The organism is Embleya sp. NPDC005971 (genome assembly GCF_040629175.1).
Taxonomy (GTDB): domain Bacteria; phylum Actinomycetota; class Actinomycetes; order Streptomycetales; family Streptomycetaceae; genus Embleya.
In genome coordinates, this window is record NZ_JBEXUX010000054.1 from 61,874 (window position 1) to 71,894 (window position 10,021).

Consider the following 10,021-nt stretch of genomic DNA (forward strand, 5'->3'; position numbering starts at 1 on the left):
CTCGACCGGGCTGTCGACCGAGTGGTTGATCCCTTAGTGCTAAGAGAAAGATACCTCAACGCTAAGATAGTTGGGAAGAGGGAGGCGGCCCGGATCGCCGCATCGACTCGGCTAACCTGACGCCGTGGCAGATCACGTCGACCTTGTGCTGGAGCAATGGGGTACGCAGCGCCCCGACCTGGACGCGTCGCCGATGGCGGTCCTCGCCCGGCTGTCCCGCGCCGCCCGCCTGGTCAGTGCCGAACTGGCCCGCACCTTCGGCGAACACGGGCTCGACGCCTCGTCGTTCGACGTACTCGCCACGCTGCGCCGGCATCCGCCCCCGCACCGGCTGAGCCCCACCGAGCTGATGCGGGCGTCGATGGTCACCTCGGGCGCCATCACCCAGCGCCTGGATCGACTGGAGGCGCGCGGCCTGGTCTCCCGGAGCACCAGTGCGTCCGACGGCCGCAGCGTGCTGGTCGCGCTCACCGACCAGGGCCGCGAACTGATCGACGTGGTGCTGCCCGCGCACCTGGCCACCGAGCGCCGGGTGCTCGCCGCGCTGGGTCCCCGGCAGCGGGCCGCGCTCGCCGACGGGCTGCGCACCCTGCTGGAATCCCTGGGCGACGCGACGGATTGACGAGCCGGTACGCGGGGCGGCCGACCCGCGCGGGCCGCATCCGGATCGAGAATGGAACGGCCCTCGAACGGATAGCAGTACGCGCATGGTTCTTCACACGCGTTCCGTGCAGGTCGCCGCGTCCACCGACCGGGTGTACATGCTCCTGTCCGACCTGGACAAGCTTCCCGAATACTTCCCTCCGGTGACCGCCGTCCGGGCCGGCTCGGGCCGCGCGGTGGTGGTGACCGCCGGCGAGTCGGCGCAGTCCGTCGCGGCCGAGGTCGAGCTGGATCGGGACGGTCCCGGCACCCGGATCGAATGGGTCGTGCGCGGCACCTCGTACACCGGCATCGTGATCGTCCAGGACGGCCCGAGCGATGTGGACAGCATCGTCACCGTCATGGTCGACGACGGCCGGGATCCGGACGACTACGGCGCGGTCGAGCGCGAGCGGGTGCACGACGCGGGCCAGTTCGGCGGCAGCGAGGGCCGCGAGGCACTGCCCGTGGACGCGCTGACCCGACACCGCGAGGCGGGTACCGATGCCGACCTGGCCGTCGGCGACATCCTCGAACGCGGCCTCGACCACCTCCGCGCCTATGTCGCGTCCGGCGGTGGACGTCAGGGCTGAAATCCGGCCCACGCACCCACCCCGGGCTACCCGCCCCCGCCCACGCACCCCGCCCAGCACCCCGATCGACCCGCCGCCCGCCGGCCGTCGCTCGGGGTGCGCTCATGTTCCGGCCCGGCCGCGGGGGTCCCGGCGCCCCTGTCTCGGCGACCGGGTCTTGACGAACCCTTGACACCTCCTGCCCACGGGCTTAATTTTCTCTCACTCTGAAATATTTTCACTCTGAGAGGTGAACATGGCGGAGACGGCCGATGCCCGATGGGCCAACCGCTCCAGCCTGCTCGCGGTGCTGTTGGCCGGTGGGCAGCACAGTCGCGCGGGTCTCACCCAGCAGACCGGGCTCAGCGCGGCCACCGTCTCGCGCGTGGTCGAGGGCCTGCTCGACGAGGGCCTGGTCCGCGAGGGCGCCGTGCTCCAGACCGGCCGGCGTGGGCGGCAGGGGGTGGTGATCGAGGTGGCGGCCGAGCGTGGGATCGCGGTCGGCGTCGACCTCGGCGGCACCACCTGCCGGTTCCTGGCCACCGACCTGCTGGGCCACGCGCCGCGCTACCGCGAGGAGCCCACACCCCGACACCTGGCGGCCGACGACCTCGCGGACTGGCTCGCCGAGCGGGTCCGCGCGCTCTACGCCGACTCGGCCGCGCCCGACGTGCTGCGGGCGGGCGTGATAGGTCTGCCCGGCGCGGTCGCGGCCGACGGATTGGGCGTGCGCGGCGCGACCAACCTCCCGCAGATCGAGGGCGACCTGTTCACCCGCCGGGTGCGCCGCGCGCTGGAGGGCACCGTCGCGTTCGGCAACGACGCCGATCTGGCCCTGGAGGGCGAACTGCGACACGGCGCCGCCCGGACCGCCGAGACCGCCGTGATGTTCACCGTCGGCGCCGGCTTCGGTGCCGGTGTCGCCGTGGACCGGCACATCCGGGGCGGCCCGACCGGTCTGGTCGGCGAGTTCGGCTTCCTGCCGGTGGACTCCGACGACCACACCGTGGAGGAACTGGTCGGCGCCGAGGGCCTGATGCGGGCCGCTCGGGACGCGGGGATCGAAGTAGTCACCGCAGCCGACCTGTTCGTCGACTCCTCGCCGGCGGCCCGGGCCGTGATCGACCGGTTCGAACGCGCGCTCGGCGTGGCGTTGATCGCGGTGACGATCGCCTACGAACCCGAACTGGTCGTGCTCGGCGGCCGGGTCTCGGCCTCGATCGATGCGGCGATGACCACCCGGCTGTGCGAGCGGGTACGCCGACGATTGCCCGCGTGCCCCGAGCTCGTGCACTCCGAACTGGCCGACCTCGCGGGCGCGTTGGGCGCGGTGTCGCGCGGACTGACCGCGCTGCGGGTCCGCTTCGACGTGGCGCCGGACGCGGCGGCGGCGGTCCGGGCCGACTTGGAGCTGTCCGCGCTGCTCGCCCCGGCCGCGCACTGACACCGGGCCGCGCCCACCCACAGACACAAGGCACACCGCGCCGCCGCGGCCGGCGGCCCGCGCACCCTCAGGGGTCCGTCCCACCCCACCGAACCGCCTGGAGTACCACCCATGTCCACCCCACTGCCGTCGAAAGGCGGGTCCCTGCGCCGGAACACGTTGTCCGTGTTCGGTGCCGTCGCCATGTGCATGGCCTTCATGGGCCCCGCGACCAGCGTCGCGTTCAACACGCCGCCCGCCGCGGCGGGAGCGGGCTACGCGCTGCCGCTGGCCATCGTGTTGGCCATGGTGGCCAGCCTTCTGGTCGCCAACACCATTGCCGCGTTCGCCCGCAAGCTGCCGGCGGCGGGTTTCGCGTACACCTACAACAGCCACGGCTTCGGCAAGTCCGGCGGCTTCCTCTCCGGGTGGCTGCTGCTGCTCACCTACGGCATGGTCGGGCCGATGTTGTTCGCCGCGCTCGGCGGATACAGCCACGACTTCCTGGACAGTCAGTTCGACATCCGGGTGCCGTGGCAGGTGATGTCGCTCGCGTTCGCGGCCGTGGTATGGGGCGTCAACTCGCTCGGCGTCTCCAGTTCGGCCAAGACCGCGTTGATCTTCCTGGTCCTGGAGGTCGGCGTACTGCTCGGGCTGGCCGGGGTGATCCTCGGCGACGGGGGCGACTCGGGGCTGTCGACGGCGCCGTTCGATCCGGCGAACTCGATCGACGGGTTCAGCGGCCTGGGTACCGGCATGTTGTGGGGCATCCTGATGTTCATCGGCTTCGAGTCGGTGGCCACCCTGGGTGAGGAGGCGCGCGGCGCCAAGCGCAGCATCCCGCTCGCGCTGTTCACCGCGGTCGCGGTGATCGGCACCTTCTACGTGCTGATGGCGTACTCCACCTCGATCGGCTTCGGCTCCGCGCACGGTTCCCAACTCGCCGGGGACGCCGCGCCGTTGACCACCCTGGTGGATCGCTACTGGGGTGTCACCTGGGTCCTCGCACTGACCGTGATCGTCAGCCAGTTCGCCAACGTGGTCTCCGGTTCGAACGCGGCCGTGCGGGTGTTGTTCTCGATGGGCCGCGAGGGCGTGCTCCCGCGCTTTCTGGGCCGCACCAACGAACGCCACGTGCCGCAGTCGGCGATCACCGCCTACCTGGGCTTCTCGCTCGTCTTCGCGCTGGTGCTGGGCAGCGGCTTCGGCGGTGACCTGGGGCCGCTGGGCGTCTACGGGTTCGCGGGTACCATCCTCGGGCTCGGGATGGTGATCATCTACATCCTGATGAGCGTCGCGGTGATCCGGTTCTACCTGCGCGAGCACCGCGCCGAGTTCTCCGTGCTGCGGCACGGGATCCTGCCGGGCGCGACCGTGCTGCTGATGCTGTTGCCGATATACGGCCAGCTGTGGCCGGTGCCCGATCATCCGAACAACCTCGTGCCGTACGTGATCGTCGGCTGGATGGTGCTGGGCACCGCGTATCTGGTCTGGGCGCACCGCTCGCGTCCACAGGTGCTGGCCGCGATGGGTCGGGTGTTCGAGGACGAATCGGAACCGGGCCAGGCGGGTGAGCCGGCCGCCGGGTCGGGGGAGGGGGCGATACCCGTGCCGCTCGGCCGGACCTGATCCGGTGGGGCAACGGCCGACGCCCGGCCGGCCTTCGCGCGCCGGCTCGGGCGAACCGCCCGCCCCGACCGACTCCGTGCAGTCCTTTCGTCCGCTCCTCCCAAGGAGAGCCTCGCGATGTTCCTCGACCGACTCCTCGCCCACAACCGCCCGCTGATCGAGGCCGTCGTGACGGCACATCAGGAGGGCCGCCTGCTCGCCAACACGTACGTCGCGGACCTGGACACGGTGGCACGCAACGCCGCCACGATCGCCGAGGCCGCGCGCTCGCGGGGGTTGTCCACGTACGTGATGGCCAAGCAGTACGGGCGCAACCCCGACGTCACCCGCACCGCGATCGACGCGGGCCTCGGTCCGGTCGTCGCGGTGGACACCGCCTGTGTGTCGGCCGCGGTCCGGCACGGCCTGCCGGTCGGGCACGTCGGGCACTTGGTGCAGCCGCATCGGGGCAGCGAGGACTTCGTGGTCGGCGCCGACCCCGAGGTGGTCACTGTGTTCTCCGTGGACGCGGCCCGCCGGATCGGGGCGGCGGCGGTACGGCGCGGCGGCGCGCCCGTGTCGGTGCTGCTGCGGGTGCACGGCGAGGGGGACCGGTTCTACTTCGGCCACGGCGGCGGCTTCCCGGCCGCCGACGTGGTGGCCGCAGCGCGCGAGGTCGACGCGGTGGAGGGCGTCGCGGTGCACGGCGTGACCACGTTCCCGTGCCTGCTGGCCGACCCGGAGCAGCGGCGGATCGTGGCAACACCCAATCTGGGCACGGTCGTTGCGGCGGCCGAGCGGCTGCGGGCGGCCGGGTTCGAGATCCGTCAGGTGAACGCGCCCGGGACCACGTCGGCACACTCGTTGACGATCGCCGCCGACGCGGGGGCCACGCATGTCGAGCCGGGCAACGCGATCCACGGGACGACGCCGCTGCACGTGTTCGCCGCGGACGCGCCGGAGCAGCCGGCGATCGTGTACGTGACCGAGGTGTCGCACGTGGACGGGGACGACGCGTACGCGTTCGCCGCCGGGCACTACCTCGACAAGGTGCTGGGCGAGTTCCCGCTCACCGCGCTGGTGGGCCGGGACGCGGCGACCGCGGTCGAGCGTCGGGCGCGGGTGGATACCGCTCCGGACGGCGCGATCCACTACTACACGGTGCTGCGGGACGCGCGCCGGCTGGGGATCCGGCCGGGCGACACGGTGGTGATGTGCTTCCGGCCGCAGGCGTTCGTGACCCGCGGGCGCACGCAGTCGGTGGCCGGCCTGCACCGGGCCGATGCGGGCGCGCCGGTGTGGGGCGAGCGGTACGACGCGGAGGCGCGGGTGGTGGGCGACCCGTCCTGACCGCGCCGGTCGCCGTCCGTGTTCTTGCCGTTGCCGCCGCCCGATTCGAGGAATGTGACGATCGTGTTCGACTCCGCCGACCTGCTCGACCAGCCGCTGCCGCGCGACTCCCTCGGGATAGTCGCGCTCGACATCGGCGGGACCAAGACGGCGATGGCCGCCGTCGATGCGGCCGGCACCGTGCTCGCGGAGCGTCGGGTAGCCACCCGCGAGCCGGGCGAGGACATGGCGCACGCGCTGGATCGGCTGCTGCGGTCGGCCCGGGAACAGGTCGCGGCGGCGACCCGGGACGGGCGGCGCGAGATCGTGGCGGTGGGCCTGGTCTGTCCCGGCACGGTGACCTCGGCCGGGGTGGAGCTGTCGCCGAACCTGCCCGGGATCGAGCGGGTGGACGTCCTCGGCCTGGCACGCGAGGCGTTCGGGGCGGTGCCGGTGGTGGTGGCCAACGACGTCAAGGCGGCCGGGCTGGCCGAGCTGCGCTCGGGCGCGCTGGTGGCCGCCGACCCGGGGCTGTTCGTCAATCTGGGTACCGGAGTCGCCGCCGCGCTCACGGTCGGCGGCCGGGTCGTGGGCGGCGCCCGGGGCGTGGCCGGCGAGATCGGGTATTCGCTGGTGCCGGGCCGGCCGGACGAGCCGGACCTGGAGTCGCTGATCGGCGGCGGCCCGCTGGTGGCCCGGACGCAGTCCCTGTACGCCCTCGCCGGCAACGGCCCGCCGCCGGACGCGGCAGCGATTCTGACCTCCACCGACCCGCGTCTGCGGGCCGTCGCCGAGCAGGCCCTGGCGGTGCTGGCGGGCCACGTGCTCAACCTGTATCTGGCGCTGGATCCGACCAGGATCGCCGTGGGCGGTGGCCTGATGGCCGTGTCCGAGCGGGTGCTCGACGTGCTGCGCACGTTCCTCGCGAAGCACGCTCCGAGCCCGGTCGATCCGGGCGAGGTGATCGTGGCGGCCCGGTACATCCACGACGGGGCGCTGCGGGGCGCGGCGGCGCTCGCGTGGGACGTGGCGGGGGGTGAGCGGCCGGGGTGGGCCCTGGTGACGTGAGTTGTTCCCTCGGTCGGCGCTGCGCCGGCCGGTCGCGTGTTGCGGTTTGGTTTTCGGTTCCGGTCCGACCTCGATCGATGGGATGAACATGACGACGAACACGGCTTCTCCCGCGCTTCCCGCTCCCGGTGCCGTGATGGCCGCCGAGATGGCCGAACAGCCGGAGGTGTTGCGGCGGTTGGTGGGTCGGCTGCCGGAGTTGGCGGCGGCGATTCGGGATGCGTTGCCGGCGCCGCTGCACGGGTCCGTGTCGATCGCGCGGGGGTCCTCGGACAACGCGGCGGTGTTCGGCCGCTACCTGTACGAGTTGGCGTCCGGGCGGCCCGCCGGGTTGGCCGCGCCGAGCCTGGTGACCAGGTACGACGCGCGCACCGACTACACCGGCTACCTGGTCACCGCGTTGAGCCAGTCCGGGCGCACGCCCGAGATCGTCACGGCGGTGCGGGCCGCGCGGGCGCGAGGTGCCCGGGTGGTGGCGGTCACCAACGAGGCGGACAGTGTGCTCGCGGCGGAGGCGGATGTGCTGGCCGCGACCGACGCGGGCACGGAGATCGCGGTGCCGGCCACGAAGACGGTCACCGCCCAGTTGCTGGCCATGGTCGGGATCGCGCTCGCGCTCGGGCCGTTGCCGTCGACGGTGGCCGATCCGGCCGATCTGGCCGGGCTGCCGGACGCGGTGGCCCGGGTACTGGCCGGCGTCGACGAATGCGAGGCGCTGGCCGCGGACTGGGCGCACCACGATCGCCTGGTGGTCGCCGGCCGGGGGCTCGGTGGCGCGGTGGCATTGGAGGGCGCGCTCAAGATCCGGGAGACGTCGGGGGTGTTCGCCGAGGGCATCTCGGTCGCCGACCTGCTGCACGGGCCGATCGCCGCACTGGGCGCTCGGGTACCGGTGCTGCTGATCGACCTCGGCGGCCCGACCGCGCCGGACATCGCCGCCCTGCGGGCGCGGTTGGTCGCCGACGGGATACCGCACGCGATGGTGGCACCCGAACTGGGCGACCTGCGTTCGGAATCCGCCCGGGCGATCGCCACCACGGTGCATCTCCAGGGCCTCGCCCGCACCTTCGCCCTGCACCGCGGCGCCAACCCGGACGCCCCGATCGGCCTGGCCAAGGTCACGCCGACCACCTGATCCGGGCTTTCGGCGGCCCCGCCGCCCGTGTCGGCTTGCGCCGACGCGGGCGGCGGGGCCGTTTCGCGGTCCTGGGGCGCGGCCGCACACCGGCCGGAATCGTGCGGGGCTTGCGCGGAAACTGCGCGGGACTTGTGCGGGACGTGCGCGGGACTTGCGCTCGATGCCGCCCCAGGACCGGGGGCGGCTCGTAGTGTGGGCGGTATGCGAGTTCTTCTCACGTCCGACACGCACGTACCCCAACGCGCCAAGGCCGTTCCCGAGCGCCTGCTCGCCGAGTTGGCGACGGTCGACGTGGTGATCCACGCGGGGGACTGGGTCGACGGGGCCGCGCTGGACTTGTTCGAGGCGCACTCGCGTCGCGTGATCGGCGTCTACGGCAACAACGACGGCCCGGATCTGCGCAGCCGGTTGCCCGAGGTGGCCCGGGTCGAACTGGGCGGCGTGCGATTCGCCGTCGTGCACGAAACGGGCCCGGCGGAGGGCCGGGAACGCCGGTGCGCGGCCCGGTATCCGGACGTGGACGTCCTGGTGTTCGGCCACAGCCACATCCCCTGGGACACCGTCACCAACTCCGGACTGCGCCTGCTCAACCCCGGCTCACCCACCGACCGACGCCGCCAACCACATCACACGTACATGACCCTGACGGCCGACGCGGGCAAGATCACCGACGTGGTGCTGCACGACCTGGACTGATCGCCTGCGGCCGATTCGGGATGGTTCGTCAACAAACTTCTTCCGCTTCCACAGCCCCAGACGGTGCATCCCTTACGTACTGTGCGGAGCGGCCGAGCGCGCCGCCGGCCCGGTGTCCGACCTCGCCGACACCGGGCGCGCGTACGACTACACCCACTATCCCGCCGGTGAGCAGACCGCGTTGTGTCCACGGTCGCCGGGCGCGCGGAGGCCGATTGGGAACGGGGTCTTGGTCTGTTGCCGGTCGACCGAATCGGGTCGGCGTGAGAGGCGGCCTTCTGCTCGCGCGCGAAGCGGGCACGGTTCCGGTGCGAGGGCCGAACGGACCGGGTCTGCGCCGAGCACGGCTCCCGGTGGATCACACGAGGGCGACGGCCTTGGTCTATACGCAGAGCGCACGGCATCCGACGGACGGGCGCGGCGATCGGATGCCTGGTGATCGGATGTGTGGTGATCGAATTCGGCTTATGGGGTTGGGTGTTGGTGGGGTGGAGTGGGCTGGGGTGCGGGTGGCTTTGTGTGTTCGCGGCCGGCGGTCGCGTCTTGGTGGGCAGCGGGTGGCTTTGTGCTGAACGGTCGGCGTGGGCCGGTGGAGATCAGCCCGGTCCCACGGTCACCGGCGGTCAGGAGCCCTGAGATCCCCGGCGAGAGGCGGGTGTTGCTCGGCGGGAAAGGCGCCGGCAACGGCGGAGCAGGAGGGGAGCCCGGTCAGGTCCGCCGGGGAGCCTTCTCGAGTGGGTCGGGTGCTTTGTGGCCGGCGGTCGCGTCTTGGTCGGCAGCGGGTGGCTCAGGGCTAAACGGTCGGCGTGGGCCGGTGGAGGTGGGCCTGGTCCCAGGGTCGCCGGCGGTCAGGAGCCCTGGGTTCCCCGGCGAGACGTGGGTGTTGCTCGGCGGGAAAGGCGCTGGCAACGGCGGAGCGGGTGGGGCGGCCCGGTGAGGTTCGCCGGGGAGCCTTCTCGAGTGGGTCGGGTGGTTTGTGGCCGGCGGTCGCGTCTTGGTGGGCGGCGGGTGGCTCAGTGCTAAACGGTCGGCGTGGGCTGGTGGAGATCAGCCCGGTCCCACGGTCACCGGCGGTCAGGAGCCCTGGGTTCCCCGCCGAGACGCGGGCGTTGCCTGCGGGGAAAGGCGCTGGCAACGGCGGAGCGGGTGGGGCGGCCCGGTGAGGTTCGCCGGGGAGCCTTCTCGAGTGGGTCGGGTGGTTTGTGGCCGGCGGTCGCGTCTTGGTGGGCGGCGGGTGGCTCAGTGCTAAACGGTCGGCGTGGGCTGGTGGAGATCAGCCCGGTCCCACGGTCACCGGCGGTCAGGAGCCCTGGGTTCCCCGCCGAGACGCGGGCGTTGCCTGCGGGGAAAGGCGCCGGCAACGGCGGAGCGGGAGGGGAGCCCGGTCAGGTCCGCCGGGGAGCCTTTCCGAGTGGGCCGGGCGTGTGTGGCCGGCGGTCGCGTTTTGGTCGGCAGCGGGAGGCTCAGGGCTAAACGGTCGGCGTGGATCGGTGGAGATGGGCCCGGTCCCGTGGTCGCCGGCGGCCGGGAGCCCTGGGTCTCCCG

General features: G+C 72.7%; 8 protein-coding genes. All 8 read left to right on the forward strand.

Translation table 11 applies throughout. The features are described from left to right. Window positions 1-124 precede the first annotated feature (124 nt). The 8 genes from ABZ374_RS35390 (at window position 125) to ABZ374_RS35425 (ending at window position 8,476) form a co-directional block, all read left to right on the forward strand. Window positions 125-622, forward strand: a complete 498-nt coding sequence (locus ABZ374_RS35390; RefSeq protein ID WP_360319219.1) for a MarR family transcriptional regulator — start codon at window positions 125-127, stop codon at window positions 620-622. An 85-nt stretch (window positions 623-707) separates the two neighbouring features. Continuing rightward, entirely contained in the window at window positions 708-1,235 is a 528-nt protein-coding gene (locus ABZ374_RS35395) for an SRPBCC family protein (protein ID WP_360319221.1), read from the forward strand. 235 nt (window positions 1,236-1,470) lie between these two features. Further along, a complete protein-coding gene (locus ABZ374_RS35400; protein ID WP_360319223.1) occupies window positions 1,471-2,658 on the forward strand; it encodes an ROK family transcriptional regulator in 1,188 nt (395 codons plus the stop codon). Between the two features lie 111 nt (window positions 2,659-2,769). Further along, window positions 2,770-4,266 (forward strand): APC family permease, encoded by a 1,497-nt coding sequence (locus ABZ374_RS35405; protein WP_360319225.1) that lies wholly within the window; start codon window positions 2,770-2,772, stop codon window positions 4,264-4,266. A 117-nt stretch (window positions 4,267-4,383) separates the two neighbouring features. Next, window positions 4,384-5,595 (forward strand): alanine racemase, encoded by a 1,212-nt coding sequence (locus ABZ374_RS35410; RefSeq protein ID WP_360319227.1) that lies wholly within the window; start codon window positions 4,384-4,386, stop codon window positions 5,593-5,595. Window positions 5,596-5,658: 63 nt separating this feature from the next. After that, window positions 5,659-6,642 carry an ROK family protein gene (locus ABZ374_RS35415; RefSeq protein ID WP_360319229.1) on the forward strand — a complete coding sequence of 328 codons (984 nt, stop codon included), beginning with the start codon at window positions 5,659-5,661 and terminating at the stop codon, window positions 6,640-6,642. Window positions 6,643-6,730: 88 nt separating this feature from the next. Further along, window positions 6,731-7,777, forward strand: a complete 1,047-nt coding sequence (locus ABZ374_RS35420; RefSeq protein ID WP_360319231.1) for an SIS domain-containing protein — start codon at window positions 6,731-6,733, stop codon at window positions 7,775-7,777. A 204-nt stretch (window positions 7,778-7,981) separates the two neighbouring features. Beyond that, window positions 7,982-8,476, forward strand: coding sequence for a metallophosphoesterase (locus ABZ374_RS35425; RefSeq protein ID WP_360319233.1), 495 nt, complete (start codon window positions 7,982-7,984; stop codon window positions 8,474-8,476). Window positions 8,477-10,021 lie beyond the last annotated feature (1,545 nt).